A 26790-nucleotide genomic window follows, 5' to 3' on the forward strand; every position below is an offset into this window, starting at 1 on the left:
TATCGATAGAGGTGCTTTTTTATTTCATCAAAAAGGAGAGGATCGGTGTGACAACGTGGAATTTAACTGGAGTAAAGCATCACGTATTGATCTGTAACGGCGGCAGCTGCATGCGAAAAGGCGGAGAGGAGGTGACAATCGCCATTCGTGATGAAATTGCGCGGCTGGAATTGGACAGCACTGTACACACAACGAGAACGCGCTGCAATGGCCGCTGTAATGATGCGTGCGTAGTAATCGTGTATCCGCAAGGAGTTTGGTACAAGGGGGTGACGCCGGATAAAGGAAGAGAGCTTGTCCAAACACATTTAAAAGATGGTGATCCTTTAAAAGATATCGTCACCTATCAGTATGGAGAAGATGGATTATCGATGTGCCATCCAACAGCTGCGGTTGGCATTACTAAAAAAGCTAGCATCAAGGAGGAGAGGGTATGAAGCAATGGAAGTTTCTGCTGCTGCTATGTGGCCTTGTTGTTTATTTTACTGTCAATAGCGGCACACCAGCCTATGCTATGCATATTATGGAAGGATTTTTGCCGGTGAAATGGGCGCTATTTTGGTGGATTGTTTTTCTGCCGTTTTTCATCGCCGGAGTGCGAGCGCTGATGAAGATCGCAAAGCGCCATCCTGAATTAAAATTGTTGATTGCGCTTTCAGGAGCTTTTACCTTTGTACTTTCGGCGTTAAAAATCCCATCGGTGACAGGCAGCAGCTCCCATCCGACTGGAGTCGGGCTCGGGGCCGTTTTATTTGGTCCGCTAACGATGACGGTGATGGGGAGCATCGTTCTTTTATTCCAAGCGTTACTACTGGCGCATGGGGGATTGACGACATTAGGAGCGAACGCGATGTCCATGGCGGTATGCGGTCCGCTAGTAGCATACGGGGTGTATCGTTTAGGAAAAAGGTATAACATTTCGCAGCGATTTGTCATTTTTTTAGCCGCTTTTCTTTCTGACTTGGCCACATATGTAGTTACATCATGGCAATTGGCGCTTGCTTTTCCCGACACAACAGGAGGAGTAGCAGCTTCATTTCTTAAATTTGCCGGAATTTTTGCGATTACGCAAATACCGCTCGCGATCACCGAAGGGCTGCTGACTGTTGTTGTGTGGAACTTTTTATCTACTTACAGCAGTCGAGAGCTGAATCAACTTCAGAAAGGAGCCTAGCAGATGAAGCGAAATCTATTGCTTATTGTTCTTGCTTTTGTATTAGCTGTCGCTCCCTTGCTATTGGTTCGCAATTCGGATTTTGGCGGTACAGATGATCAAGCGGAAAAAGCGATTCAAACGATCGTCCCGGATTATAAGCCTTGGTTTGAGACGATCTTTTCACCGCCGGGTGGGGAAGTGGAAACATTGTTATTTTCTTTGCAAGCCGCGCTTGGCGCCGGGGTGATTGGCTATATTATCGGCGTTTATAAAGGTCGAGCCGGTCGAAGAGATGAAGCGGAATGATTCGGCATTTTGACATGATTGCCTATCATAATCGTCTGCGCTGTCTGCGGCCTGAACAAAAGACTTTATTCTCTTTTCTCTTGCTTTTGAACACTATGGTAGGAAGCAGAGGAACGCATCTTTTTATTATTTTCTGGCTAGCCATATGGACGATTGGGTATGCAGGTGTTTCTTGGAAAGTATATGTAAAAACGTTGGGAATGGTCATCCTTTTCCTTTTAATTAGCTGGCCGATTTTGCTTATTTCCCTTGATTCATGGCACATATCCGTGAATCGAGGAAATATTCCGGCAGCAATCGATGTATCGCTGCGCTCCATTGCAGCATGGTCGTGCTTATTTTTCCTTTTAGTAACAACGCCGTTTCCAGAGTTGCTCTATGTATTAAAAAAACTGAAAATACCATCTGTTATGATTGAATTACTATTTTTTATGTATCGATTTGTCTTTGTGTTTGAGCAGGCGGCGGAGGAATTATATACAGCGATGAAAGCCCGCAACGGCGGCAGTCATTGGCGGCATGGCGCCATGCTTATTTTTCAGCTTTGGCAAAAAATATGGGACGCTTACCATGCTTTATTGCTCGCATTACGGGCGCGCGGGTTTTCCGATGAGCTTGTCTATATTCAAAACGAAACGTGTGGTGTATGGAGCAAGCGCTATATTGTAGAGGCGATTGCCGGAATGGGGGTACTCATATGGATGAGATGATTGAGAGGAAAAAAAGATGTTGAGATTAGAAGAGGTGTATTACCAATATCCTCATGGCCAAGAAGTGCTGAAGGGAGTGTCTCTTCAGATTTTCAGAGGGAAAAAATATGCGCTTATTGGCCATAATGGCTGTGGGAAAACGACGTTATTTTTGCATATGAACGGGCTGTTGCGCCCCAATCGCGGATGCATCTATTGGAAAGAGCAAAAAATGGATGACCGGCGCCAAACGATTCAACAATGGCGCCGAGAGGTAGGCATTGTTTTTCAAAATCCAGAACATCAGCTTTTGGCTCCTGTTGTGAGAGATGAATTAGCCTTTGGCTTGCATCAGCTGGGGCTACATGAAGCAGAAATCAATCAGGAAATCGACAGAACGGTTCGTGAATTTGGCCTGCAATCATGGATGGACAAGCCTGTCCACCATTTAAGTCTCGGCCAAAAAAAATGGCTGACTCTTGCTTCGGTGATGGCCATGAGGCCGCATTTGCTAGTGTTAGATGAACCGACAGCCTATTTGGATCTCTTACAAACAGAGCGATTGGTAGAAAAAATCAATGATATTCATCAAGCAGGAACAACGGTATTCATTGCGACTCACGATTTTGACTTTGTTTTGAAATGGGCTGACATCGTCTTTGTGATGCATGATGGGCAAATTGTGATGCACGGGGAACCGCAAGAGCTGTTTGCACGGCCGAGCGTACTGCAAGAATACCGTCTCGGCATTCCGCTGCTTGCTTCCGTTTGGAACGCCCTTTTTCCCGAAGACGCAAAAATCCCTCGCGATATTTGCGAGCTGAAGCAACGATTAGGCGAAAAAGCAGAATGGTACGCGAACGCGCTTTTTTAAGATTCTTAAATGCTTTAAATCAGACTAAATCATAAACGGTTAGCCAGTTTGCTAGGTTCCCAGCCTTCTAGAGTGATAGAGGCATCATTTTATAGTTTTGATGGCCGAATTCTTGAGCCGCAAGCCACTTTCAAACATTGATGAACTTTGGAAGCGTTGCTATCTGACCTTTTGCTGACATGATCTCGGCCGTCGTCTTGTTAAACCTTCATGGCTAAAGGAGAAGACTGAATCATAAAGAAAGAGGTGAAACAATGCAAGGAAAATTATTGGTCATCGGATTTGGGCCGGGCAGTGCCGACCACATGACGAAACGGGCACGACAAGCGATTGAAGAAAGTGATATTGTGATTGGCTATAAGACTTACATCGAGCTTGTGGCGGATTTAATAGGAGAAAAGCCGATTATCAGCACAGGTATGACAGAAGAGGTGAGCCGAGCGCAGGAAGCGGTGAAATGGGCGGAAAAGGGCAAGAAAGTAGCGGTTATTTCAAGCGGCGATGCAGGAGTGTATGGCATGGCGGGACTTGTATATGAGGTATTAATTGAGAAGGGATGGACAAAAGAAAGCGGAATAGAAGTCGAAATCATTCCCGGAGTTTCTGCCATCCATTCATGTGCAGCGCTATTAGGGGCCCCTATTATGCACGATGCTTGTACCATTAGCTTAAGCGATCACTTGACGCCGTGGGCGGTGATTGAGAAACGGATTGAAGCAGCGGCGATGGCCGATTTTGTCATTGCTCTTTATAACCCAAAAAGCGGAAGGAGAACGAGGCAAATTGTCGAAGCTCAGCGCATTTTGCTGCGCTACCGTTCTCCACAAACCCCTGTTGGTCTGGTGAAAAGCGCATACCGCCCCCGGCAGAATGTGGTTATGACAGATCTAGAACATATGCTGGAACATGATATAGGTATGCTAACGACTGTCATTATTGGCAATTCATCGACATTTGTGCATGATGGGCTGATGATTACGCCGCGCGGATACCAGCGGAAATATAGCTTGGATAAGCTGGAGCAGCGGCTAAAACCGCACGAACGGCTGCGCAAGGAGGCCGAGCCGTGGGCGCTCGATCAAACAGAAGAAACAGAGAGTGTGCGCAAAACAGCGGAAGAAGCCCTGCAAAAAGTGGCCATTCGTCAATACGAACAAGCGAGAGCAATCGAGGAGATTTTTGAACTGGCAGTAAGTCCGGGAGTCGCGAATAAGGCCTTTACGCCACAGCAAATGCTGCTGATTGCTGAAATGGTCGGGAACCGTGGCAAGATGATGTATACACCGGATCATTATTTAAAGCTGGAAATGTTGACAGACCGTCCTGATGACATGGTTCGAAAATTGAAGGAAGCAGGTCTTGTTGTCATGCCGATTGGCAACGTATTAACCGTTAAAGCATGCGATTTTTGCGATGGTGAGAAAAAAGAGGGGATTCCATACGCTGAACAGCTGCACGAAAAGCTGGGAGGAATGGCGCTGCCAAAAGAGCTAAAGCTGGGAATTAACGGCTGTGGAATGGCGTGCTACGGAGCGGTAAGAGAAGATATAGGCATTGTCTACCGCAAAGGCGCGTTTGATTTATTTTTAGGTGGAAAAACGATTGGGAGGAATGCCCATCCTGGGCAGCTTGTGGCAGAGGGGATACCGCCTGAGCAAATCGTTCCTGTCGTCATACAAATTATTCAAGAATATAAGGAACACGGGCATCCTAATGAAAGATTCCATAAATTTTTCCAAAGAGTAAAAAAAGCAGGAGGTTTTGTTTACCAAGAACCTCGCACCAATCAAAAAATCGAAGTTTCGGCGTGTGGAGAATAGGGGGAAAAAAGAGTGAAGGCGATTTTATTTGTAGGACACGGAAGCCGGGATCCGGAAGGGAACGAACAAGTCATCCAATTTGTGGAGCGTTTGCGTCCCCAAGTGGATGCTCGCTATCATATTGAAACATGTTTTTTAGAGTTTGGCTTGCCGACGATGTTGGAAGGAATGAAACGCTGTGTTGAAGAAGGAGCAGATGAAGTGATCGTCATTCCGATTATTTTGCTTGCGGCTGGCCATTCCAAGCTACATGTTCCAGCTGCAATCGATGAAGCGAAACAGCAATATCCGCATGTCACCTTTATATATGGTAGACCGATTGGCATTCATGAGCAAACATTTACTATTTTAAAAGAAAGATTGCAAGAAATTGGTGAAAATGTGGAAGCTCCTGATCCTAATACCGCTATTTTGCTGCTTGGACGTGGGGGCAGCGATCCTGATGCCAATAGCGATTTATATAAAATCGCACGGCTGTTTTGGGAACGAACGAACTACTCGCTCGTTGAGCCGGCGTTTATGGGGGTCACAGCTCCGCTTTTAGAGGAAGGGGTGGAACGCTGTATAAAACTTGGTGCGAAAAAGATTGTTATTTTGCCGTATTTTCTATTTACCGGCGTTCTTATCAAAAGGCTTGAAGCCAAAGTTTCCGAGTTTAGCAGTCGTTATCCGCAAATACAGTTTGCTTTAGCTGGGTATTTCGGGTTTCACCCAAAGCTGCAAACGATTGTGCTTGATCGCTTAGAGGAAGCCCTTGGACAAACGGTGAAGATGAATTGCGATTTATGCCAATATCGCTTGCATATGGCCGATCACCATCATCACCACCACCATCATCATTAAGGAGAGATGCTATGATTATTGTTTTAGCAGGTACAAGCGATGCGCGGGAATTGGCGCTTGAAATTCAGCAAGCGGGCTATCGTGTGATGGCGACTGTCGTCACAGAGCACGCAGCCGAGCAATTGGAAAGCGCAGGGATTTCAGTTCACCTCGGCCGTTTGACAGCCGCTCAATTGACGGAGCTCGTTTATACAAAAAAAGCTCAAGCCATTGTTGATGCCAGTCATCCATTTGCTGAAGAAGCTTCGAAAAATGCAATAAAAGCGGCTCAGGATGCTAACGTTCCCTATATTCGTTATGAACGAAAATCTGTTCTGTTGGCGTATGAACGCGTCACATTCGTTGATACCTATGAGGAAGCCGCTCATTTAGCAGCAATAAAAAAAGGGGTTATTATGCTGACGACTGGGAGCAAAACGCTGCCTATCTTTGCGGACAAGCTGCTTGGTTTGCCGGATGTGCGTGTGATTGCTCGCATGCTTCCGCGCAAGGATAATATGGAAAAGTGCGAAATGCTGCAATTTCCTCAAGAAAATATTGTAGCGATGCAAGGACCGTTTACGAAAGAATTAGATCTCGCGCTTTTCAAACATTTTGGCGTCACACTTTTGATTACAAAGGAAAGCGGCAAAGTGGGATTTGTCGATGAAAAAATCTCCGCTGCTGAAGAAATGGGAATTGAAACGATTGTCATTCGCAGACCATCGATTAAGTATGGCACGGTCTATTCCGAATTTTCCGACGTCCTTGCTGCGCTGAAGGAATCCTTACCACGATTATAAATGAAAGGAGTTTTGCCAATGGACTTTCGTACAGAATTTCGTCCTGTGACGATTCAACCGCAGCAAATTGAAGAACGCAGTTTTCAAATCATTGATGAAGAGATGGGAGAGCACCTTTTTACGGAACAGCAATATCCAATTGTTCAACGTGTCATTCATGCATCAGCTGATTTTGAATTAGGAAAAAGCCTGCTGTTTCATCCACATGCGATCAGCGCAGGTATTCAAGCGATTCGTGAAGGGAAAAAAGTAGTCGCTGACGTCCAAATGGTGCAAGTTGGCGTGAATAAAGCAAGAATTGAAAAATATGGCGGAAGTGTGCACGTTTACATTTCTGATCCTGATGTGATAGAAGAAGCGAAGCGATTGAACACGACAAGAGCGATCGTTTCTATGCGGAAAGCGGTCAAAGAAGCCGATGGGGGCATTTTTGCGATTGGAAATGCACCAACGGCATTGCTTGAACTGATTCGGCTCATTAAAGAAGGAGAAGCGCGGCCGGGATTAGTGATTGGCTTGCCTGTCGGATTCGTATCGGCTGCCGAGTCGAAAGAGGAGCTTGCAAAGTTAGATGTTCCGTTTATTACGAATATCGGACGAAAAGGAGGCAGCACAGTCACGGTAGCGGCGCTGAATGCACTTTCGATTTTAGCTGAGCGAGGGTAGAAGATGGGAGAAACGAAATTGCGTGAAGGATATACGACAGGCGCTTGTGCCACTGCGGCGACCAAAGCAGCGCTGACCGCTCTCATTACGGGCATTCCGCAAACGGAGACGACGATCTATTTGCCTGTAGGGCGATGGGTCACTTTTGCAGTGGAACGGTGCGAAATTGTTGACAATAGGGCAACAGCCGCTGTCATCAAGGATGGCGGAGATGATCCGGATGCTACGCATGGGGCAGAAATTGTTTCGACCGTTTCCTGGATTGAAGATCATCGAATTGAACTAGATGGAGGAGAAGGGGTAGGACGGGTAACGAAGCCGGGGTTGCCCGTCTCTGTCGGAGAGGCAGCTATCAATCCAGTGCCGCGCAAAATGATTATCGAGGCCGCGCGAGATGTCCTTCAGCAATACGGAAGGGTTGGTGGTATACGTATCGTGATTTCTGTTCCAAAAGGAGAAGAAATCGCGAAAAAAACGTTAAATGCCCGACTTGGCATTATCGGTGGCATTTCTATTTTAGGAACGCGCGGCATCGTTGTCCCTTTTTCAACATCTGCTTATCGAGCAAGTATTGTTCGGGCGATTCAAGTAGCCAAAGCGACGGGTTGTCATCATGTCGTCATAACGACAGGAGGAAGAAGCGAAAAGTATGCGATGAAGCAATATCCTCATCTGCCAGAGGAAGCGTTTATTGAGATGGGGGATTTTGTTGGATTTACGCTTAAGCAATGTAAAAGGCAAGGAATCAAAACGGTATCGATGGTTGGAATGATGGGGAAGTTTTCGAAAATTGCTCAAGGAGTCATGATGGTCCATTCAAAAAGCGCTCCTGTTGATTTTCATTTCTTAGCATCGATTGCTCAAGCGTCGGGGGCTTCTCCTGAACTTGTTCGTTCCATTCAGGAAGCCAATACCGCCTCACAAGTCGGCGATCTAATGTATGAAGCAGGACACATGTCATTTTTTGGGAAAATATGTGAGCATTGCTGCGCTTCTGCTTTAAGAGAAGTTGGTGGCGGTCTTGTGGTGGAAACCTCTCTTTATACGATGAGCGGACAATTTTTAGGAAAGGCGGTGCAAGCGGATGCAGCCGATTAAACTGATCGGTATTGGCGCAGACGGAAAACAAAGTCTGCCGTCCTTGTATGCACAATGGATCGAAAATAGTGAACGATTGGTCGGGGGAGAACGCCATCTATCGTTTTTTCCCGATTACCGAGGGGAAAAGCTGGTGATCAAAAACGGTCTCTCTGCTCTTGTCGAACGGCTGCGCACGGAAGAAAAGCGCACCGTGATTTTAGCATCGGGCGATCCGCTTTTTTATGGGATCGGTAGCTACTTATCTCGCAAGCTTCCAATTGAAGTGTATCCAGCTGTCAGCTCGCTACAGTGGGCATTTGCGAAGATGGGAGAGAGCTGGCAGGATGCATATGTTGTCAGCGTGCATGGTCGAAGCATGAAAGGACTGGCGCAACGAATTGACGGGCGCGATAAAGTAGCGATTTTAACGGATGCAGAGCATTCACCGAACGAGATTGCTAGTTACCTGCTTTCATATGGAATGACAGAATATCGCGCATTTGTAGGGGAAAATCTCGGCAGCGATGAGGAGCGGTGCCGCTTTTTTGAATTGGAAGAGATGGCACAAACCGAATTTCATCCTTTAAATATTGTTATTTTGCAAAAAAAAGAAGCCGGACCTATTTGGCCTTTTGGAATCGATGATGAAGCCTTTTTGCAGCGCAAACCAGAAAAAGGGCTAATTACAAAAAAAGAGATTCGGATTTTAAGCGTTAGTGCCCTTCAGCTGCGGGAAACGAGCGTTGTTTGGGATATCGGAACCTGCACGGGCTCTGTAGCGATTGAAGCGGCGAAAATCGCACGCGAGGGAGCGATATTTGCGATTGAAAAAAATGAATATGATATCGATATTTGCCAGCAGAATATGCGGAAATTCCGCACGGATTTCACCCTTGTTCACGGCCGTGCGCCGGATCATCTCAATGAATTTCCCGATCCCGATGCGATTTTTATCGGCGGTACATCTGGAGAAATGGACCGGCTGCTTGATGTTTGCTGCGAGAGGCTTAAGCCAAACGGACGTATCGTGATCAACGCGGTGACGATCGAAACATTGCACGAAGCGGCGGAGGGGCTAAAACAGCGGGGATTTCAGGCTGATATCACATTGGCGCAATTATCAAGAAGCAAACCGATTTTGCAGCTGACCCGCTTTGATGCTCTAAACCCTATTTATATTATTTCTGCTTATAGGAAGGAAGAAGAACAATGATCGGAATGCTGTACGGTGTCGGGGTGGGCCCGGGAGATCCAGAGCTATTGACAGTCAAGGCGTTTCGCTGTTTAAAAGAAGCGGATGTGATCGCCTATCCGAAAAAACAGCGCGGCAGTAAAAGCTATGCTCAGCAAATTATTGAAGCTTATTTTTCCCCAAGCGAAAAAGAAATGCTTGGTCTCGTGTTTCCCATGACAAAGGATCCCTCCGTTTTACGGAAAAAATGGAGGGAAACGGTTCAGATTGTGTGGGAGCATCTTGCTGCTGGAAAAAATGTTGCGTTTGTCACTGAAGGCGATCCATTTTTATATAGCACATTTATTCATTTTATGAGAACGATGCAAACGAACTATCCGGATGTGCGTATCGAAGTGATCCCGGGCATCTCATCTGTCAATGCGGCTGCCGCCCGTTTGCAGCTGCCTTTGGCTGATGGCGATGAGCATGTCGCCATTATTCCAGCACGCGATGATTATGAGGAGATGAAAAAAGCGATTGAAACCCACGATTGTGTCGTATTTATTAAAGTCGCCAAAGTCATTCCTATGATGCTGCGGCTGTTGCGGGAGCTTGATTTAGTACAAAAAGCCGCGGTGGTGACAAAGGTGACATCAAACGAAGAAGTGATTTGGGATATTGAGCAGCTCGAAGGAGTAGAGCTCGAATACTTAACGTTAATGGTGGTGAAAAAATGAAGCTGTATATTGTCGGTGCCGGACCCGGCGATCCAGAGCTGATTACAGTGAAAGGGCAAAAGCTGCTCCAAGAAGCGGATGCGATTTTTTATACAGATTCGCTTGTGAATGATGCCTTACTTAAGCAAGCTAAACCGGAAGCGGAAATCTTCCACACAGCAGGCATGTACTTAGAACAGATCGTTCAGCTGATGGTGGAGCGCGTCAAAAGCGGCAAAAAAGTGGTGCGCCTCCATACCGGCGATCCGTCGATCTATGGAGCAACGCTTGAACAAATGGTTCAATTAAAAAAAGAAGCGATTGGCGTTGAAATCGTTCCTGGTGTCAGCTCTGTATTTGCAGCAGCGGCGGCTGCTCATGCTGAACTTACCGTTCCCGATTTAACCCAGACCGTGATTTTAACGCGCGCAGAAGGACGCACCCCTGTTCCTGAGAAGGAAAAGCTGGAGGAATTAGCGAAACATCATTGTACGCTAGCGTTATTTTTAAGCGCCACGTTGACGAAAAAGGTAACGAAAGCGCTGCTTGAGGCGGGATGGAGCGAGGAAACGCCAATCGTTGTAGTGTACAAAGCGACATGGCCAGATCAAAAAATTGTCCGTTCAACGGTCGGAACATTAGATGAAGATATGCGTGCCAACGGCATTCGCAAGCACGCGCTGATCTTGGCAGGATGGGCGCTTGATTCGGCAATAGCTGAGCGTTCGTACCGCTCAAAGCTCTATGATCGAACGTTTACGCATGGATATAGGCAGGGGGAGAAATAGCATGTACGCTGTTGTTGCGATTACGAAGCATGGGGTGACTATCGCGCGCCAAATCGGCGAGCAGCTGCCAGGCGCCCGTGTATATTACGCGAGCAAATTTGCCAGAGGCGATGAAGAGGAGAAAGGCATTCATTTATTTGAAGGAAATGTGCGTCTCTTGCTTCCCTCACTGTTTGTTACATACCGTGGGTTGATTCTCATTATTTCGCTTGGCGCGGTTGTGCGGATGATTGCTCCGTTATTAAAGGATAAAAAAACAGATCCGGCCGTTGTTGTCATTGATGATAAAGGGGAGCATGTCATAAGCGTATTATCTGGCCATCTTGGCGGGGCGAACGAATTAACTCGTGAGGTAGCTCAACTTTTGCATGCCCATCCCGTTATCACAACCGCTTCCGATGTTCAAAAAACGATCGCTGTAGATTTATTCGGCCGCTCATTCGGCTGGGTATGGGAGTCGGAAGACAAGCTGACCCCTGTGAGCGCTGCGGTGGTGAATGAGCAGCATGTCGCCATTATCCAAGAATCAGGCGAACGGAATTGGTGGCGATATGATACGCCTTTACCGTCTAATATTCGCGTCTATGCTTCGATTGCAGATGCACTTGCTGCTAAGCCGGATGCGGCCCTTGTTGTTACGCATCGGCTGCTTTCCAAAAATGAAGAAGCGATTTTACAGAATGGCGTGCTATATCGTCCAAAGGTTCTTGTTCTTGGCGTTGGCTGCAATCGTGGCACATCTGCCGAGGAGATTGAAGCGGTCATTATGGAAACGCTCAAGGAGCTGCAATTTTCCTGGAAGAGCGTGAAAGCGATTTGTACAATTGATTTGAAAAAGGACGAACAAGGGCTCCTTAAGGTTGTGCAAAAATACGGTTGGGAGTTTATTTGTTATTCTCCCGCACAGCTTAATCAAGTGGAGATCGAACAACCTTCGGAAACGGTCTTTCGTTATACGGGAGCGTATGGTGTCAGCGAGCCGGCAGCAAAATTGTACAGCGGCGCTGATACGCTTGCGCTTGTGAAGAAAAAATCAGGCAATGTAACGATTTCCGTTGCTTTGCTTCAGGAGGAGAAAAGGCAATGCGCAGAATGGTGATCGCCGGAACGGGAAGCGGTGTCGGCAAAACAACCATTACTATTGGCGTGATGGCGGCGCTAAAAAAGAAAGGATATACGGTTCAGGGATTTAAGTGCGGTCCTGATTATATTGATCCGACCTATCATGCCGCTGTTACCGGCCGTCCATCCCGCAATTTAGACAGCTGGATGGGCGGAGAGGACATTGTGAAAGCGGTCTGCCAAAAAGGGGGGGAAGGAGCAGACATTGCCGTGATTGAAGGTGTCATGGGCTTCTTTGATGGCAAGCAAGCGACTTCGATAGAAGGGTCGACGGCCGAAATCAGCTTATTGACAAAAAGCCCGGTGTTGTTAGTGGTGGATTGTTCAGGGATGGCACGCAGTGCCGCTGCTGTTGTCCGCGGCTTTCAGCTGTTGGATGAGCGCGTGCATATTGCTGGAGTCATTGCGAATCGCGTGGGCAGCGAAGGGCATTTTCGATTAGTCAAGGCCGCGATTGAACAAGAATGCGGCATTCCGGTCATTGGATATTTGCAAAAACAAGACGATTTACATATTCCTGAACGGCATTTGGGACTCGTGCCATCCGTTGAACGCGGCGAGCTTGACCATTTTTTTGCAAAGCTTGGCGAGCGAATCGCCCAAACGATTGATCTTGATCGGCTGTTGCAATTAGCTCAAGCTCCCGAATTAGAAGTGAAGCCTTCTTTTTTATCCAGTGATGCTGTCTCTTCTGTTCGGATCGCGGTTGCGAAGGATGCTGCCTTTCATTTCTATTATCCAGAAAACCTTGAGATGCTGGAAGCATATGGCGCGAAGCTTATGTTTTTTTCACCGCTGGCTGGAGAAACGGTTCCAGATGATGCAGACGGTTTGTATATCGGCGGGGGATTTCCGGAAGAATTTGCCGAACAGCTATCCAAGCAAGAGCATGTGAAGCAATCAATAAAGCAGGCCATTGAACGCGGAATTCCTACCCTTGCAGAGTGCGGAGGATTTATGTTTTTGACAGAAGGAATTGAAACGACAGACCGCACGTTTTACGAGATGGTCGGTGTCATTCCGGGGAGAGTGCGCATGCAGGAGAAGTTAGCCGCTCTTGGTTATCGTGAAGTAACAGGAGATCATTTTCTGCTTCCGAAAGGGACGGCGGCCAGAGGTCATGAATTTCATTATTCTACTTTTACGCGTTTGGCAGAAAGCGATTTTGCCTATGAAGCAAAAGGATTGCGCGGAGTGAAAAAGGATGGCTATATGCGCGGAAATCTTGTCGCTGGCTATATTCATCTGTATTTTCCATCATGTCCTGATATGGTAAAGCGTTGGCTTCAACAATGCGAAAGGATGAAGCATCATGCCTAAAGCGCTGCCGATTATGTTTCAAGGAACGCATTCCGATGCAGGCAAAAGCATCATTACCACTGCTTTTTGCCGGATTTTTGCCCAGGAGGGATGGAAAACAGCTCCATTTAAATCGCAAAATATGTCGCTCAATTCATATGTCACGTTTGACGGGAAAGAAATTGGCCGCGCACAAGGAGTACAGGCAGAAGCAGCGGGAATTGTGGCAACTACAGATATGAATCCCATCTTAATTAAGCCGAGCCGGGAAAATGAGTCGCAGATCGTGGTCCACGGAAAACCGTATGGAAACATGAAAGCAAGTGCATATCGAAACGAATTTTTTGCGATGGGGCTGCAAGTTGTCGAGCGCTCATTGCGGAAGCTGATGGCTGAATATGATCGAATCGTCATCGAAGGAGCCGGAAGTCCGGCTGAAATTAATTTAAACGATCGTGAGCTTGTCAATATGCGTATTGCTCGCATGGCGAACGCTCCTGTCATTTTGATTGGCGATATTGAGCGGGGCGGCGTGTTTGCAAGTTTAGTAGGAACGTTGCAACTTTTAGAAGAAGCCGACCGCAAACGAGTGATCGGCGTGATCATTAATAAATTTCGCGGTGATGTGGCGCTTTTGCAGCCCGGATTGGATTGGTTTGAAGCCTATACAAATGTGCCGGTGCTCGGCGTCGTTCCGTACATGCCGGATTTACCTATTGATGCAGAAGATTCTGTTAAGCTGGCGGAGTTTTCTAGATACAAAAATGCTCAAAAAGAGATTGATATTGTCGTTGTTCAATATCCCCGCATCTCGAATTTTACCGATATCGATCCATTTTTCAGCGAGCCGGATTGTCATGTTCGTTTTGCTACAAAAGCAAGAGAAATTGGTCAGCCGGATCTATTGATTTTGCCGGGAAGCAAAAATACGATGGAAGATTTGCTGTATATAAAAGAAAGTGGAATCGCAGACGAAATCAATCGTCTTTATGAACAAGGAAATACCGCCATCATCGGAATTTGCGGCGGCTATCAAATGCTTGGCCGGCATATTCGCGATCCATTCGGCGTGGAGACAACCGTGAAGCAGCTGAAAGGACTATGCTTTCTTCCGATCGATACGACCTTGGAGAAAGAAAAAACAACCGTGCTTTCAGAGGGTGTGTTGACGCTTGGCAATGAGCGCTTCCAAGTACGCGGATATGAAATTCATATGGGACATTCAACCCCTTGTGACGGCTATCTTTCGCTGATTGCTATGGGAGCCCATACAGACGGATGCAAGACAGAGGATGAACGGGTATGGGGGACCTATTTTCATGATATTTTTCATAACGATTCCTTTCGCGCCCATTTATTAAATCACATCCGGCACAGCAAAGGGCTTCCGCCTTTATATGACCGTCCTTCGTATCGAGCGATGCGCGAGCAGGCCTTTGATCGGTTAGCGGATTGTGTCAAGCGCCATGTCCGAATCGAGACAATTGAACAAAAAATGAAGGAGTTTCAAAGGAGGTAACCCCATTGTTTGATATTCCAGCATTAGATGAACAAGCGGGACAAAAGGTAGAAGCCCATGTCAACCAGCTTACCAAACCGCCTGGCAGCCTTGGACGTTTAGAGCAGCTTGTCATTGAGCTTGCCAAAATGACAGGGTCTCATGTTCCGCAGGTGACCCCGCCTGGTGTGCTTCTGTTTGCTGCCGACCACGGAGTGGCCAAAACAGGTGTTTCTGCGTTTCCGCAAGAAGTAACGGCGCAAATGGTGCTGAATTTCGTGCGCGGCGGGGCGGCGATCAATGCATTTAGCCAACAAATTGGCGCATTATTTGCTGTCGTGGATGTGGGGGTAGCATCCGATATTCCGGGAGAAGGGGTTATTCGTCAAAAGGTTAAATATGGAACGAATCATTTTTGCGAAAAAGAAGCGATGACGCAGGAAGAGGCAAAGCAAGCATTATTGGTCGGTTATCAGCAAGCTAATGAGATGATTGAAAAAGGAATTCGCTGTTTGATCGTCGGGGAAATGGGAATTGCCAATACAACTGTTGCCAGTGCGATTTTAGCGGCATTAAGCGGCCAAAAAGTCGAACAGCTCGTTGGAAAAGGAACGGGTATTTCCGATGATAGGATCGCCCATAAAACGAAAGTCATCGAACAGGCATTGCGGCTTCATCGTCCGGACCCTTCTCAGCCGCTTGAACTGCTAGCCAAGATTGGCGGACTCGAAATAGCGGCAATGGCTGGCGCGATGCTGCGCGCGGCGGAAAAGCGTATTCCGATTTTACTTGATGGTTTTATTTGTACAACTGCTGCTCTTCTAGCTAAATTGTTTCATCCCTATGCAGCCGACTATATGATTGCGGGGCATCGCTCGCAAGAACCGGGCCATCGTGTGGCATTAACGTTGTTAGGAAAAGAGCCGCTCCTTGATTTAAGCATGCGGCTTGGCGAAGGGAGCGGGGCGGCAGTGGCCTTTCCGTTGCTGCAATTTGCTGTGAATATGTTGAATATGACGACATTTGCAGAAGCGAGTGTATCGCAAGGTGGTGAGCAAACATGAGCAAAGGAAAAGTATATTTAGTAGGAGCGGGACCAGGCGATCCGAAGCTGATGACCGTTTATGGATTGGAATGTATTCAAAAAGCCGATGTCATTATTTATGATCGTCTCGTTAATCAAGATTTGCTCCAATATGCGAAAAACGAGGCGCAATTGATATATGCCGGAAAAGAGCCGGGAAAGCATGACAACATTCAAGAGCAAATTCACCAATGGCTTGTGGAGAAAGCGCTGCAAGGCAAAATGGTGGTCCGCCTAAAAGGAGGCGATCCATTTGTATTTGGACGAGGCGGGGAAGAAGCGGAGGTGCTAGTAAAGCACGGCATCCCGTTTGAAGTAATTCCCGGAATTACCGCAGGCATTGCCGCTGCTGCTTATGCAGGCATTCCGGTCACGTATCGTCATCTGGCGACTTCATTTACCATTGTGACTGGACATGTCCGCAGCAAGCATGGAGCCGATTCCTTAAATTGGAGAGCGTTAGCGGATGGGAGCGACACGATCGCGTTTTACATGGGGATCGGAAATTTGCCTTATATTTGCCAGCAGCTGATCCAACATGGAAAGGATCCTGAAACGAAAGTCGCTATTATTGAATGGGGCACGACGATGCGGCAGCGCACGGTTGTTGGCACGCTACAAAATATTGCTGAAAAAGCGGAAGGAGCGGGCATTTCTCATCCAGCGATCATTCTTGTCGGAGAAGTGGTAAAGTTGCGGGAAACCATTCAATGGTTTCCTGAATTAGAAGGTGAGATCGTTGACACAAAATAAAGGAAGACTGATTGTGTATACGGGTGATGGAAAAGGAAAAACGACGGCCGCTCTTGGACTGGCGCTGCGAGCGGCGGGAAGAGGGAAAAAAGTAGCCATCATCCAATTTATTAAATCGCCTGAGCGGACATATGGAGAGCATATAATGCTGAAAAAATTAGGGATTGAGATACATGCGATGGGAGCTGGATTTACATGGACGAAAACACCGCAAGAGCATCGTCGAGCATTAGCTGAAGCATGGCGGTTTGCCAAGGAAAAAATCATGTCGGGAAGCTATGATCTGATGATTTTAGATGAACTCAATAATGCGCTGGCGATTCAGCGTTTTCCTATTGATGATATTCTTTCCTTGGACGAGGTAGTCGAGCTGATGAAAATGCGCCCCTCCCATCTTCATCTGGTGGTTACGGGGCGCTCAGCCGCAAAGGAATTAATAGCTCTAGCCGATATTGTAACGAACATGCAAGCGGTGAAGCATGATTATCATGAAGGGATTTCCGCTGTTAAGGGAATCGAGTTTTAACCTAATCCGCCGCGAGTCTCTCACCCTAAGAGTGGAAGTGGGAGAGGGGGGAGCGAAAAAATAAAGTTTGCTATCATGCTAGTCTAAAGCATGTGGTCCTTCTCAATCATTGAAGATCAATGTATAATCGGTTTACAGCCACTTTTTCACTTAGAGGAGATGGAAGCAGCGAACATGAACATGTTTAAATGGCACGAAGAAGCGAAAAAGCAGTGGGACGAACGGGCCGAATTTTGGAATAAAAGCAGTGAGGACATGTGGGAACGCGGCAGCAGGAAAACGATTTTGCCGTTTCTTGCCTCCTATATCCCCATTGGGAGCGAAATGATTGATTTAGGATGCGGAGACGGATATGGAAGCTGGAAGCTGGCGCAGTCAGGCTACCGAGTGGTAGGCATCGACTTATCGTATGAAATGGTGGAAAAAGCGAGAATAAGAGGAGAAAATGAGCAGCTTCGGTTTATTCAAGGGGATTTGACTCATTTGCCCTTTGATGATGAAGCGTTTTCCGGAGCGATGGCGATTAATTCGCTTGAATGGACGGAAGAACCGTTAAAAGCGTTAAATGAAATGAAACGGGTCATTAAGCGCGGCCACTATTTATGTGTCGGGCTGCTTGGTCCGACAGCAGGCCCTCGAGCCAACAGCTATCAGCGTCTATACGGCAAGTCGGTCATTTGCAATACGATGATGCCATGGGAGTTTGAAAAACTGGCGCAAGAGAATGGCTGGGAACTTGTGGACGGGAAAGGCGTGTATAAAAAAGAAGTGGATGAAGAGGCTGTTTCCGGTCTGCCGACAGAGTTAAAACAGGCGCTGACATTTATGTGGCTATTTATGTTGCGCAAACGCTAAAGCGGCGTGAGCCGTTCTTCTGGCACCACGAGTATCTACTATTTATTATAAAAAGCCTAAAAGGGTTTGCCTATTAACAAAGGCAAGCCCTTTTAGGCTGCGTCATTGGCCTTATTCATCCGCTCATGAACGTTTCTTGTTCGATTTGCGTCTTTACTCGGCTATGCTCCTTGTTTGTTAAGCCTCTTGAAATTAAAATGGTTGTAGACAACGTCAACATCAACTTTGTCTACAACCTGCTTTTTATTTAACTGGCAATATATTTATCTTCCCACTTATTTCGCCATTTGTTGCGCCGTTCCATCCGCGATCCTTTATATAGGTGCTTATACTTTTTCCAATGACTTTTCCATTGTTTTCTTCGTTCGGCTCTCATCCCTATGTCATCCCTTTCTTTTTTCTGTGCTGAATCGCTTTCTTCTTTATTTCTCTTTTTTTTGTGTCGAACCCTTTAGCTGTTTTTGTCGAGATATAAGAAGTTTTGCTGTGTAGAAGGAATCAGTATAGTACTGTCGACAAGCAACCATTTAAACATTATAACAAATTTTTAATTTAAAGTCTTACATGCAGCCAGCAGACGTCATCGCTGGCCTAATTTCATGCCTAAAAAGGCGAGAAGCATCCCGAATAGATAACTTGCGCCTAAGTATAGAAGGAACATTTTCCGTTTCCGATTCGCATGCAGCTGAATCGCTTCCAATTTAAATGTAGAGAAGGTCGTGAAAGCTCCCATAAAACCAGTGCCTAATAGCAGCTGCCAGCCTTGATTCAGCTCTTTGCCTAAGATGTATCCCAATAGAAAAGCTCCCGCTAAATTGATTACAAAGGTGCCCGTTGGAAAAGGGGTGCTTCCACTCCGTTTCAACCAATTGTTTATACTGAATCGGGCAATGGCGCCAAAAAATCCACCGATCGCTACTAATAAAGCAGAATGATTGAGCATTACTTTTTTTCTCCTTCGAAACGATGCTTTTGTGTTGATTTAACAAAAAGGAAATTACCTGTCTGAGCTCCCAGCCAAGACATTGCAAGCCCTCCTGCTAAACTGCTGAAAATATAGCTAAGGGCGATGGCCCATTCGGATTGTTGAAGGAGTCTTACCGATTCCACACTAAATGTGGAGAATGTTGTAAACGAACCGATAAATCCGGTATTAATGGCTGTTATAAGCTCGGAAGGGAGTCTATGCAAACGCGCTAAATACATGGTGATCCAACTGATTGCAAAGCAGCCGATCAGATTGATGGACAATGTGGCAAACGGAAATGGGTGATGCCACCATATATCCACGAACAGCCCCAAATAATAGCGAGACAACGCTCCGATCATGCCAGCGATGCCAACAACAATATAAATCATTTTTTCCACCCCTTCAATAGTTTGGACAAAAAAAGACTCCACCAGTATTTGCATACCGGTAGGAGTCATCAGCTCAAAGGCAATTACGGCGAACTCCATCGCCTCTTCAATTACCTTGGATTATATCAAGGAAGCGCGGCTTCTGTCAATGATCGAAAGGCCTACATAAGGATCTGGCGTTCATTTTGTACGATAAGCTGGATTATGCAGGGGGAATAGACGGAGAGATAAAAAATGGTAAGCAGAATATGCCCCCACCTCCATTCCGTAAGAGGTGGGGAAACTTCCCGGTGGATGATGGTACATTAAAATGAATGATAGGAAAATAAGTGAAAAATATTAATTTGATAAGCCTTTCAATTTAGCCGAATCTAAAGAAAAAGAATCGACTTACTCCCAAATATATGACGTTCTTTGTGAAATTCTATGTAAATATGATATCTAAAAAATAAGCGGGATTGCTCCCGCTTTTTCTGTGACCACATTGACCACGCATTTGACCACGTAATTAGGTGAAAATGAGTTAAATACAATAAAAACAATAAGGGAAGATAGGTGGAAAAAACCTATTAAATCAAGTTTTTTCTTCAATTAGATAAACACGAAGAAAAAAGAATAACATCACTCCCAAATATAAGGCGTTTCTTGATAGACGTAGTAATTGAGCCAGTTGACAAATAACAAATTGGCATGAGCACGCCATGTATTCAACGGCGGTTTGGTCGGATCGTCATTTGGAAAATAAGATTCCGGAATTTGAATAGGCAGGCCTTTAGAGAGATCCCGCTCGTACTCTTCTTGGAGTGTAGTGGCATCGTATTCTGGATGCCCTGTTAGAAAAATGTGTTTGCCATCGTTTGAGGCGACGAGACATACTCCTGCTTTATCGGAGGACGCTAGAATCGTCAACTCTGGAACGGCTTCGATATCTTTGTGCGAAATATCAGTATGGCGCGAATGCGGAACGCGAAATACATCGTCAAACCCGCGTAATAGTTTGATATTTTTTGCTTTGATCGAGTGTTCAAAGACGCCAAAGCATTTTTGCGGCAGCTGATATTTTGGAACGCCATAATGGAAATAAAGCCCCGCTTGCGCTCCCCAGCAAATATGCAAGGTCGAGGTCACATTGGTTGTTGTCCATTCCATAATGTCTCGAAGCTCGCGCCAATAGTCCACCTTTTCAAATGGCAAATGCTCGATAGGAGCTCCGGTAATAATCATTCCATCAAATTTGCGATGTCGAATCGAAGGAAAGGTCGTATAAAATTGTTCGAGATGATGCTTGCTTGTCGTTTTTGCTTCATGTGTTTCCGGATGCAAAAAGGTAATATTCACTTGCAGCGGCGAGTTGCCGAGCAGGCGCAATAGCTGTGTTTCTGTTTTTTCTTTTTGTGGCATTAAATTTAAAATCGCTATATTCAACGGGCGGATATCTTGGGAATAAGCCCGTTCTTCATCCATCACGAAAATGTTTTCTTGCTCTAATATTTCTTTAGCAGGTAGATTTTTGGGAATATTAATAGGCAATCGTCTCATCCTCCATTCCTTATTTTTCTAAATAATTTAATTATAAGAACATTACGAATTTTGTTCAATCAATTTTTTCACATTTCTCTAAATGATAAAATAAATACTAATAGAACAAGCTGTTGAATAGATGGAGGAAAAGCGATGACAACGAAAACGAGATGGAAGACAGATCTTGAAATTGCCAAAGAAATCAAATTAAAGCGCATTCAGGAGATTGCGCAGGAACTTGGTCTTTTAGAGGAGGAGTTTGAGCCATATGGTCACTATAAGGCGAAAATCTCGCTTGATGTGATGAAACGGTTAGCCAGCAAGCCAGATGGGAAAGTGATTTTAGTGACAGCGATTAACCCGACTCCTGCCGGAGAAGGGAAATCAACCGTTACAGTAGGGTTGGGGCAGGCGTTGAACAAGCTTGGCAAAAAAGCCATTGTGGCAATGCGCGAACCATCGCTTGGGCCGACGATGGGCGTAAAGGGCGGCGCAACTGGAGGAGGTTATTCACAGGTGCTGCCGATGGATGAAATTAATCTTCATTTTACAGGAGATTTGCATGCGATTACGACCGCGACAAACGCCTTGGCAGCGTTTATCGACAATCATATTCATCAAGGAAATGAACTGCGCATTGACGTGCGCCGCATTGTTTGGAAGCGAGCGGTCGATTTAAATGACCGCGCCCTCCGCCGCGTGATCGTCGGTCTCGGCGGTCCAACTCAAGGCGTGCCGCGTGAGGATGGCTTTGATATTACCGTTGCTTCAGAAATTATGGCTGTCTTTTGTTTAGCCAAAGATTTAACCGATTTAAAAGAGCGTTTGTCGCGAATGGTGGTGGCGTATAATGTTGATAAGCAACCGGTGACCGTCGGTGATTTGGGTGTTGAGGGAGCGTTAACGCTGCTTTTAAAGGATGCATTTAAACCGAATTTAGTTCAAACGGCTGAGCATACACCAGCACTGGTGCACGGTGGTCCGTTCGCTAACATTGCCCATGGCTGCAATAGCATTATTGCGACGAAAATGGCGCAGAAGCTCGGTGAGTATGTGGTAACAGAGGCAGGATTCGGTGCGGATTTAGGCGCGGAAAAGTTTTTGCATATTAAAGCTCGCTTCGCAGGAATCGAACCGGCTGCTGTTGTTATTGTTGCGACCGTTCGTGCGTTGAAAATGCATGGAGGCGTTTCCAAGCAAGAACTGTCAGTCGAAAATGTGGATGCGTTGCGAAGAGGGTTAAGCAATTTACAAAAGCATATCGAAACCATTCAAGCCTTCGGTTTGCCGTTTGTCGTTGCTCTTAATCGCTTTATCACTGATGCGGATCAAGAAATCGAAACGCTGCTGTCATTTTGCCGCGACCATCACTATCCAGTTGCTTTAACAGAAGTATGGGAAAAAGGCGGCGAAGGAGGAATGGAGCTAGCGGAAAAAGTGCTGGATATGATCGAACATGGCACAAACCAATTTGCTCCTTTATATGATCTCCATGATCCTCTGCCTGACAAAATTCGCAAAATTGCCCATGCTGTTTACGGAGCCCAAGCGGTCGAGTTTTCTACAAAGGCGCAAAAGCAAATGGCTCAATTTGCGGAATACGGATGGGATCGCTTACCTGTGTGCATGGCGAAAACGCAGTATTCGCTGTCTGACGATCCACAAAAATTAGGGCGTCCGACAGGCTTTGCCATTACGGTGAGGGAGTTAAAGCCATCGATAGGCGCCGGTTTCATTGTCGCTTTGACGGGAGACGTTATGACGATGCCGGGACTGCCGAAAGAGCCGGCCGCATTAAAGATGGATATTGATGAGCGCGGACAAGCGATTGGGCTGTTTTAACTAAGTGGCTGATCCGGCGAAGCTGGCCGTCTGCCGAACAGAAGTATTTTTTTGTTGATGACGAGAATGCTGTTGTTCTCATCCCCTTCGCTTTCGAGTGAAAGAGGCCCATGTTCAACTTTGCTGCTGAAAAATAAAGATGGAGTTCATAAAGAGGGAGACACACGAATGTTTGATCCAACCGTGTTTGATAATTTGAAAACAGTGATCGAAGGAGCTGTTTATGATTTAGATTTAGAAGGCGTCATCGCGGTGATAGAGCGCCATGATTTCATCGATTTAGCGCACCTTTCACGAATGTACGAGATTGCTTTTCAGCTACGGGGACAGCTAGGAGTGGATGTATCGTGCAAGGTGGAGCTGACAATGGATTTGGAGCAAATGGCTGGAGAACTGCTGCAAACATTAGCGGCTCCAGGGTGCAAATTAACGATTATGTTTACGATGCCACTAATCCGGGAGGAAACGGTCTGCCCTTTAGTGGAAGAAGTGCTCCAAAAGATTTGGGGAAGCAATCGGAGCATTTCGCAAACTTTGCGACGCGATTATAAAAGCGGGCAAGGCAGCCATGAAATAAAAGTGCAATTTGGCCGGCTTATTGATGAAACCCATATCGATGATTTGCAGGAAATGCTGCCATATATGCTAAAATCTCTTCACGAACTGAAATTATTGGCCAAATGATAAAGTGCCAGAGTGGAAAAGTTCCTCTCCGTTCTTTTATTATAAAAGAGAGAGGGGTGATGCTAATTGAGCATTTACGATTTTACAGTGAAAACGATTCATGGCGAGGAGAAAACGTTAGCGGAGTACAAGGGAAATATCTTATTGATTGTCAATACGGCGAGCAAATGCGGATTTACTCCGCAATATAAGGAACTACAAGAATTGTACGACCAATATCGCGATAAGGGATTGGTGGTTCTCGGGTTTCCATGTAATCAATTTGGAAGCCAAGAGCCAGGAACGGAGGAAGAAATTGCTCAATTTTGTGAGCTGAATTACGGGGTGACGTTCCCGATGTTTGCAAAGGTTGATGTGAACGGAGAACATGCTCATCCGCTGTTTGATTATTTAACAGAGAAAGCGCCAGGGGTATTTGGAACAAAAGCGATTAAGTGGAATTTTACCAAATTTCTTGTTGATCGCGATGGAACGGTTATTGAACGATTTGCGCCTAAGACAAGACCTGCGGAATTAAAACAGGAAATTGAGAAATTATTATAAAAAGGAATAAGCTGCCTTTCCTTAGGGGAAGGGCGGTTTTTTGTCGGTGATGGGATGAAAAACAAAGAACAAATGATTCGTGAAACCGAAAAGTACGTAAAAACTGTATTGGGGCATGACTCAAGCGGTCACGATTGGTGGCATATGGAACGGGTTCGCCGCCTTGGCTGTTGGCTGGCAAAAAGAGAAGGAGCTGACGTGTTTATCGTGGAAATGGCCGCGCTGCTTCATGATCTTGCGGATGAAAAGATAGCGGGAAGTGAAGAGGCGGGAATGAAAAAGGTTAGACAATGGCTGGAACACTGCTCACTCTCGAAAAAAGAAGAAAACAGTGTCATCGAGGCGATTTCAACCGTTTCCTATAAAGGAGGAAATGGAGAAGCGCCGCGAACATTGGAAGCGATGGTTGTCCAAGATGCCGACCGGCTCGATGCGATTGGGGCGATTGGAATTGCCAGAACGTTTATGTATGCCGGCCATCGCGGGCAGCCTATGTATGATCCGGCACTGCCGGTTCGAAATGTGATGACGAAAGAAGAATATCGGCATGGCTCTAGCAGCACGATTCATCATTTTTATGAAAAACTATTGAAATTGAAAAGCTTATTGCATACCAAAAGCGCCAAAAACCTTGCGATCCGCCGCCATGAATTTATGGAGCAATTTTTACAGCAATTTTATAAAGAGTGGGATTTTCATGATGAAGGAGGAAGCGATTTTGCGGATTCGATCGATTGAACCAACCCCAAGTCCAAATACGATGAAAGTATTGCTGGATGAGGAGCTTCCATTTGGGAAGAGCCATAATTATAAAGCGGATAATATTCATACGGCTCCGCCACTTTTGCAGCAAATTATGCAAATTGAAGGAGTAAAAGGGATTTATCATGTGGCTGATTTCTTAGCCATTGAACGAAACGCTAAGTATCATTGGAAAGAAATTTTGCAAAAGGTGCGGGAAGTGTTCGGAGAAGACGCGGAAGATGCCCAAGCCGGGACGCGTATGCATAATGAGCATTTCGGTGAAATAAAGGTATACGTCCAAATGCTGTACGGTCTGCCTATGCAGGTCAAGCTGACAGACGGAGAGCAGGAGCGGCGGTTTGGCTTGCCAGAACGGTTTATGGACGCTGTAAAAGAAGCGCAAAAATATGCCGAGAATGTAGTTCTTGAAAGAAAATGGTCGGAAAAAGGAGTTCGTTACGGTACGTTTGACGAAATTGGAGCTGAAGTGATCGAAGAGCTCTCCGCTGCTTATCCGCCTGAGCGTCTGGAGCGAATGGTGGAAATGTTTCGCAGCGGAGACCAAGCGAAGACACAACGGCGTACCAGCCTAAAAGTAACAGAAGAAATGCTTGATCATCCAGATTGGACCAAGCGCTATGCCGCTTTAGAGCAAATGGCGGAACCGAGCGAAGCGGACTTGCCTGTTTTGGCAAAAGCGCTGAAGGATGAAAAAGTATCGATTCGCCGTTTAGCTGTTGCTTATTTAGGGATGATTGGCGGTAAAAAGGTGCTGCCATATTTATATGAGGCGTTAAAGGATAAAGCGGTGTCTGTTCGCCGTACGGCTGGCGACTGTTTGTCCGATATCGGCGATCCTGAGGCGATTCCGGTGATGATTGAAGCGCTAAAGGATGAAAGCAAGCTTGTCCGCTGGCGCGCCGCGATGTTTCTATACGAAACCGGCGATGAATCCGCTTTGCCAGCATTAAAAGCGGCAGAAGACGATCCGGAATTTGAAGTGAGCATGCAAATAAAAATGGCCATCGAGCGCATTGAAGGTGGCGAAGAAGCAAAAGGGTCAGTGTGGAAACAGATGACAGAAACGAGAAAACAAGAAAAGTAAAATTTTGTATTTTTGTTAATAAGTGACAATCAATCTCAAGAATGAATCAAAGCGTGATGGATGGCCCGTCACGCTTTGATTGTATAGTTTTATAAAAAAGTTACGTTTCAACGTCTGTCGTTGCGGTTGGAGCGAATTGCACAATTTCGAGCACAATCGGCGTTCCAGCCGGAATAGTATCTGTGCCCGCCGGCACGTCAATCGCAAGTGATCCCACCCCAGTACCACCAGGTGTATAGGTAGAGATTCCATCCATTTGTAAAACTCCATTCACATAAACCGTGTAATAGCTGTTGTCGGTCGCTAAAGCTGGTAGCGTTGTCACCGCGTTTCCGCTGTCATCCAAAAAGTCTGCCGCATCAATCGTAAGCGTAGCTCCTGCTGCTGTATCAGCTGCAGCGACGTAGAAAAATTTGGTGCTGGTCGGTACGGTCGTGATGGCCGTAGCAGCGCCAACAAAGAGCTTCATAAGTTGAAGAGCCATGAACATATCCCCCCTTTCCTCTTGATTTTTAATTAAGAAAGCAATAAACCAACATAGTAAGCAAGGCATAAAAAAAGAAAGCAACTGCGCGGGTCATGTTTATTGCTTAACTGTTCATGATTTATCATATGAGTGAGGACGGTAAAATGATTTAGCCAATTATCATGTATTTGAATAAAAAAGAAAAATAGATTCAGCCCATTGGCTGTGACAACATCACTTCCGCAAATGAGCAGATAAGGAGCCTATGATGATATGATGACGGTCGGATGACTGAACAACAATCGCTTCCAGACAGATAAATTTTGTCGGGAAGTGGCTGGCTGTTTTGTTCTTGGTCACGCTTTGGCATGATCGAGGCAAGCAACCGACTTGCCTCCGTCTGTAAAAAAGAGAGCGATATATTCCGTCTTCTCATTGGATCTATTAACATATCCACTGAGATGGAGTAGAGGTTCATCTTAGTTTGTATAATCT

Annotated in this window: 29 protein-coding genes and 1 riboswitch; of the genes, 25 read left to right on the top strand and 4 right to left on the bottom strand. The window is 46.0% G+C overall.

Going from position 1 to position 26790, the window contains the following annotated elements:
* Positions 1-47: 47 nt before the first annotated feature.
* From GRQ40_RS08220 to GRQ40_RS08315, 20 genes are all read left to right on the top strand, one after another.
* Positions 48-437, top strand: coding sequence for a (2Fe-2S) ferredoxin domain-containing protein (locus tag GRQ40_RS08220; protein WP_044743442.1), 390 nt, complete (start codon positions 48-50; stop codon positions 435-437).
* Positions 434-1174 carry an energy-coupling factor ABC transporter permease gene (locus GRQ40_RS08225; RefSeq protein ID WP_159719717.1) on the top strand — a complete coding sequence of 247 codons (741 nt, stop codon included), beginning with the start codon at positions 434-436 and terminating at the stop codon, positions 1172-1174. The genes GRQ40_RS08220 and GRQ40_RS08225 overlap by 4 nt, the downstream gene beginning before the upstream one ends.
* A gap of 3 nt (positions 1175-1177) precedes the next feature.
* The gene (locus GRQ40_RS08230) at positions 1178-1462 is read left to right on the top strand and encodes an energy-coupling factor ABC transporter substrate-binding protein (RefSeq protein ID WP_066149180.1); all 285 of its coding nucleotides are present in this window, start codon (positions 1178-1180) and stop codon (positions 1460-1462) included.
* Positions 1459-2172, top strand: a complete 714-nt coding sequence (cbiQ, locus tag GRQ40_RS08235; RefSeq protein ID WP_159719718.1) for a cobalt ECF transporter T component CbiQ — start codon at positions 1459-1461, stop codon at positions 2170-2172. The genes GRQ40_RS08230 and cbiQ overlap by 4 nt, the downstream gene beginning before the upstream one ends.
* Before the next feature lie 16 nt (positions 2173-2188).
* The gene (locus GRQ40_RS08240) at positions 2189-3025 is read left to right on the top strand and encodes an energy-coupling factor ABC transporter ATP-binding protein (protein WP_159719719.1); all 837 of its coding nucleotides are present in this window, start codon (positions 2189-2191) and stop codon (positions 3023-3025) included.
* A 254-nt stretch (positions 3026-3279) separates the two neighbouring features.
* Entirely contained in the window at positions 3280-4845 is a 1566-nt protein-coding gene (cobJ, locus tag GRQ40_RS08245) for a precorrin-3B C(17)-methyltransferase (RefSeq protein ID WP_066149186.1), read from the top strand.
* A 12-nt stretch (positions 4846-4857) separates the two neighbouring features.
* Positions 4858-5688: a sirohydrochlorin chelatase gene (locus tag GRQ40_RS08250; RefSeq protein ID WP_066149188.1), complete on the top strand. Its 831-nt coding sequence runs from the start codon at positions 4858-4860 to the stop codon at positions 5686-5688.
* 11 nt (positions 5689-5699) lie between these two features.
* The gene (gene cobK, locus GRQ40_RS08255; protein ID WP_159719720.1) at positions 5700-6470 is read left to right on the top strand and encodes a precorrin-6A reductase; all 771 of its coding nucleotides are present in this window, start codon (positions 5700-5702) and stop codon (positions 6468-6470) included.
* Between the two features lie 18 nt (positions 6471-6488).
* Positions 6489-7136: a precorrin-8X methylmutase gene (locus tag GRQ40_RS08260; protein WP_159719721.1), complete on the top strand. Its 648-nt coding sequence runs from the start codon at positions 6489-6491 to the stop codon at positions 7134-7136.
* Positions 7137-7139: 3 nt separating this feature from the next.
* The gene (locus GRQ40_RS08265; protein WP_159719722.1) at positions 7140-8234 is read left to right on the top strand and encodes a cobalt-precorrin-5B (C(1))-methyltransferase; all 1095 of its coding nucleotides are present in this window, start codon (positions 7140-7142) and stop codon (positions 8232-8234) included.
* The gene (locus GRQ40_RS08270) at positions 8221-9429 is read left to right on the top strand and encodes a bifunctional cobalt-precorrin-7 (C(5))-methyltransferase/cobalt-precorrin-6B (C(15))-methyltransferase (protein WP_044743452.1); all 1209 of its coding nucleotides are present in this window, start codon (positions 8221-8223) and stop codon (positions 9427-9429) included. The genes GRQ40_RS08265 and GRQ40_RS08270 overlap by 14 nt, the downstream gene beginning before the upstream one ends.
* A complete protein-coding gene (cobI, locus tag GRQ40_RS08275; protein ID WP_159719723.1) occupies positions 9426-10127 on the top strand; it encodes a precorrin-2 C(20)-methyltransferase in 702 nt (233 codons plus the stop codon). Before GRQ40_RS08270 ends, cobI begins: the two co-directional genes overlap by 4 nt.
* A complete protein-coding gene (cobM, locus tag GRQ40_RS08280; protein ID WP_066149202.1) occupies positions 10124-10894 on the top strand; it encodes a precorrin-4 C(11)-methyltransferase in 771 nt (256 codons plus the stop codon). Before cobI ends, cobM begins: the two co-directional genes overlap by 4 nt.
* A 1-nt stretch (position 10895) precedes the next feature.
* Complete coding sequence (locus tag GRQ40_RS08285) at positions 10896-11993, top strand: cobalt-precorrin 5A hydrolase (protein WP_159719724.1); 1098 nt, start codon at positions 10896-10898, stop codon at positions 11991-11993.
* A complete protein-coding gene (locus tag GRQ40_RS08290; RefSeq protein WP_159719725.1) occupies positions 11978-13336 on the top strand; it encodes a cobyrinic acid a,c-diamide synthase CobB in 1359 nt (452 codons plus the stop codon). Before GRQ40_RS08285 ends, GRQ40_RS08290 begins: the two co-directional genes overlap by 16 nt.
* Positions 13329-14834: a cobyric acid synthase gene (locus tag GRQ40_RS08295; RefSeq protein ID WP_080861860.1), complete on the top strand. Its 1506-nt coding sequence runs from the start codon at positions 13329-13331 to the stop codon at positions 14832-14834. Before GRQ40_RS08290 ends, GRQ40_RS08295 begins: the two co-directional genes overlap by 8 nt.
* Before the next feature lie 5 nt (positions 14835-14839).
* Positions 14840-15877, top strand: coding sequence for a nicotinate-nucleotide--dimethylbenzimidazole phosphoribosyltransferase (gene cobT / locus GRQ40_RS08300; RefSeq protein ID WP_159719726.1), 1038 nt, complete (start codon positions 14840-14842; stop codon positions 15875-15877).
* Entirely contained in the window at positions 15874-16650 is a 777-nt protein-coding gene (gene cobA / locus GRQ40_RS08305) for a uroporphyrinogen-III C-methyltransferase (RefSeq protein ID WP_044743459.1), read from the top strand. Before cobT ends, cobA begins: the two co-directional genes overlap by 4 nt.
* Entirely contained in the window at positions 16637-17176 is a 540-nt protein-coding gene (gene cobO, locus GRQ40_RS08310; protein ID WP_066149213.1) for a cob(I)yrinic acid a,c-diamide adenosyltransferase, read from the top strand. Before cobA ends, cobO begins: the two co-directional genes overlap by 14 nt.
* Positions 17177-17350: 174 nt before the next feature.
* Positions 17351-18031, top strand: coding sequence for a class I SAM-dependent methyltransferase (locus tag GRQ40_RS08315; RefSeq protein ID WP_066149215.1), 681 nt, complete (start codon positions 17351-17353; stop codon positions 18029-18031).
* Positions 18032-18611: 580 nt separating this feature from the next.
* On the opposite strand, the gene crcB (GRQ40_RS08320) is transcribed toward GRQ40_RS08315, so the two are convergent.
* From crcB (GRQ40_RS08320) to metA, 3 genes are all read right to left on the bottom strand, one after another.
* Positions 18612-18974 carry a fluoride efflux transporter CrcB gene (crcB, locus tag GRQ40_RS08320; RefSeq protein WP_044743462.1) on the bottom strand — a complete coding sequence of 121 codons (363 nt, stop codon included), beginning with the start codon at positions 18972-18974 and terminating at the stop codon, positions 18612-18614.
* Positions 18974-19390, bottom strand: coding sequence for a fluoride efflux transporter CrcB (gene crcB, locus GRQ40_RS08325; protein WP_044743507.1), 417 nt, complete (start codon positions 19388-19390; stop codon positions 18974-18976). Before crcB (GRQ40_RS08325) ends, crcB (GRQ40_RS08320) begins: the two co-directional genes overlap by 1 nt.
* 52 nt (positions 19391-19442) lie before the next feature.
* Positions 19443-19502: riboswitch (Fluoride riboswitch) on the bottom strand.
* 509 nt (positions 19503-20011) lie between these two features.
* On the bottom strand, positions 20012-20920 hold the full coding sequence (metA, locus tag GRQ40_RS08330) for a homoserine O-acetyltransferase MetA (RefSeq protein WP_044743463.1): 909 nt from the start codon (positions 20918-20920) through the stop codon (positions 20012-20014).
* 144 nt (positions 20921-21064) lie between these two features.
* Between metA and GRQ40_RS08335 the strand changes: the two genes are divergently transcribed.
* From GRQ40_RS08335 to GRQ40_RS08355, 5 genes are all read left to right on the top strand, one after another.
* Positions 21065-22753 (top strand): formate--tetrahydrofolate ligase, encoded by a 1689-nt coding sequence (locus GRQ40_RS08335; RefSeq protein WP_159719727.1) that lies wholly within the window; start codon positions 21065-21067, stop codon positions 22751-22753.
* Between the two features lie 168 nt (positions 22754-22921).
* The gene (locus GRQ40_RS08340; RefSeq protein WP_066149219.1) at positions 22922-23437 is read left to right on the top strand and encodes a hypothetical protein; all 516 of its coding nucleotides are present in this window, start codon (positions 22922-22924) and stop codon (positions 23435-23437) included.
* Positions 23438-23503: 66 nt separating this feature from the next.
* Positions 23504-23980, top strand: coding sequence for a glutathione peroxidase (locus tag GRQ40_RS08345; protein WP_066149221.1), 477 nt, complete (start codon positions 23504-23506; stop codon positions 23978-23980).
* Between the two features lie 54 nt (positions 23981-24034).
* Positions 24035-24718, top strand: coding sequence for an HD domain-containing protein (locus tag GRQ40_RS08350; RefSeq protein ID WP_159719728.1), 684 nt, complete (start codon positions 24035-24037; stop codon positions 24716-24718).
* Entirely contained in the window at positions 24699-25829 is a 1131-nt protein-coding gene (locus GRQ40_RS08355; protein WP_159720813.1) for a conserved virulence factor C family protein, read from the top strand. The genes GRQ40_RS08350 and GRQ40_RS08355 overlap by 20 nt, the downstream gene beginning before the upstream one ends.
* 100 nt (positions 25830-25929) lie before the next feature.
* On the opposite strand, the gene GRQ40_RS08360 is transcribed toward GRQ40_RS08355, so the two are convergent.
* Complete coding sequence (locus GRQ40_RS08360) at positions 25930-26313, bottom strand: DUF4183 domain-containing protein (protein WP_044743469.1); 384 nt, start codon at positions 26311-26313, stop codon at positions 25930-25932.
* Between the last annotated feature and the right edge of the window lie 477 nt (positions 26314-26790).

This window comes from Anoxybacillus sp. PDR2 (assembly GCF_009834045.1).
GTDB lineage: Bacteria > Bacillota > Bacilli > Bacillales > Anoxybacillaceae > Anoxybacteroides > Anoxybacteroides rupiense.